This is a genomic window from Acidithiobacillus sp. TH-A36 (assembly GCF_057473445.1).
Genome location: NZ_JBYCKP010000662.1, coordinates 1 through 1,634, shown reverse-complemented (window position 1 = coordinate 1,634; position 1,634 = coordinate 1). Strand labels below are relative to the sequence as shown.

Below are 1,634 nucleotides of genomic sequence, written 5' to 3'. Positions count from 1 at the left end.
AGCCTCGGCGTTGATTTCCCCAAGCATGCACCCCATACTGGGCAAAATTTTGCCACTGCCAGAAGATCAAAGTGACCGGTCAAGAACTTTCCGCATTTCTCTCCCGCCATCGCATTACCCTGATTGTGGGTATTCTCGTGATTCTTTTTGCCGCCATGGGGTTTTTTGGGTACGAAAAATATCAACGTCATCAAACCGAAAAAGCGGCAGTGCTGTATAGTGAGCTGGTAGACACCATGGTTCAGGGGCAGACCAGCACGGCCCGTGCCAGTGCGGACACGCTGATTCATCAGTACGCCCACACCCCTTATGCAACCATGGCGCATTTTTTTCTGGCGCGTATGGATATGGAGAGCAAACAGATTCCTGCCGCAGAAAAAACGCTCCAGAACGTGATAGAGAATACCAGCGCACCGCGTGGCATGCGCAGCCTTGCCCGCTTGAATCTGGCACGCCTGTATGTGGATCAGCATCAGGCACATAAGGCCCTGGATATCCTGCAAAATCCACAGCCTGCCTATGTTACCTTAGCTGATGAAATCAAAGGGGACGCCTATGCCTCTCTGAATCAGATCAGTCAGGCAGAACAGGCCTACCATTCGGCCATGTCCGCCTTGCCAGCGGTTGACCCTTATCGTACTTATCTGCAAATGAAAATCGCCAATATTGGAGTTGCGCCGTGATGCGGAATGATTTTTTCAAAAGCATATGGCGTTTAGCCGCTCTGGGAATGGTTGCTGCGCTGCTGAATGGCTGCGGCATCATGTCCTGGTTTAAATCTTCACCCAGTCCCAAAACCCCTCCGCCCATCAGTAAAGGTCACAATAAAGTTTCTTTTTCGACCCAGTGGCAGGCCCGGCTTTATGGACTATGGCCTATCAACCCCTACCAGGGAACAGAAATTGCCCACTCTGCGCATCAGATTGTGGTGGCTAATGCTTCCGGGCATCTGGTCAGCATGAATGAATCGGGCAGTCAGCAATGGATGCGCAGTCTGGATGGCAAAAGTGCGCGCGGTGCCACCATCGCCCATGGCGTCGTCTATGCGGGAACCAATGCCGGCAAGGTATTTGCGTTTGATGCTAAAAATGGTCATAAACTCTGGTCGGTACAACTCAGCTCCGAAGTATTGACACCGGTAGTCTATGCCGACGATCACTTACTGATGCAAACCGTAAATGGCCATCTTTGGTCGCTAAACCCCAAGGATGGCAAAATTCAGTGGACCTTCTCCATGAACCAGCCCTCCCTCATCTTGCGCGCAGTTTCTACCCCGACTGTGCATGATGGTGTGGTCTATGCCGGTTTTGCTGATGGAACCTTGACAGCATTAAGTCTTTCCACGGGTGCTGAGTTGTGGCATGCCCGTGTAGCTATTGCCCATGGCAGCAACGAGCTGGCGCGGATGGTGGATGTGGCAGCGCGTCCGATAGTTGCTGATGATCAGGTTTTTGCGGCAGCCTATCAGGGTAATCTGGCTGCTTATACACAGCAGGGAGGCACCCAGAACTGGAGTGTCCCCATGTCGGTGTATTTGACTCCAGTCTGGTTCAAGGGACATTTGTATGTGGCCGATTCAGATGGAGTAATTTCTGAAATAGATCCTGGTTCCGGCAGCATCCTGTGGAAAAACG

At 51.9% G+C, this 1,634-nt stretch carries 2 protein-coding genes; both read left to right on the top strand.

Features of this window, described 5'->3' with window-relative positions:
• The first annotated feature begins 71 nt into the window (after nucleotides 1-71).
• On the top strand, nucleotides 72-683 hold the full coding sequence (locus AC2VLY_RS16550) for a YfgM family protein (RefSeq protein ID WP_486922668.1): 612 nt from the start codon (nucleotides 72-74) through the stop codon (nucleotides 681-683).
• Nucleotides 683-1,634, top strand: a 952-nt coding sequence (gene bamB, locus AC2VLY_RS16545) for an outer membrane protein assembly factor BamB (RefSeq protein WP_486922667.1), incomplete at its 3' end; no start/stop codon positions are given. The genes AC2VLY_RS16550 and bamB, both read left to right, overlap by 1 nt.